At 37.8% G+C, this 267-nt stretch carries 1 pseudogene; it reads left to right on the top strand.

Annotation, left to right across the window (positions count from 1 at the left end):
- Positions 1 to 267 (top strand): annotated as a pseudogene (locus ACWA1B_RS22795) (nicotinate phosphoribosyltransferase); the annotation flags it as partial.

Here is a 267-nt window from a genome sequence, read left to right as displayed (position 1 = left end):
TATCTTCCAAGGTTAAAAAATGAAATTGTTTCTAGGGAAGGAAAAGTAGTAATTCGTCCTGATAGCGGTGACCCAGTAGATATCATCTGTGGAAATCCAAACGGAAAAACTGAACAAGAGAAAAAAGGTGTTATCGAATTGCTTTGGGATGTTTTTGGCGGAACCACAAACGATAAAGGATTTAAAGAATTGGTTCCGCAAATTGGAGCAATTTATGGAGACAGTATTACCGTGGCAAGAGCAACTCAAATCTGCGAAAGATTGAAA

It is taken from the genome of Flavobacterium xizangense (assembly GCF_054075145.1).
Note: the sequence above shows the minus strand (reverse complement) of the source record. Positions and strands in the feature narration are given on the sequence as shown.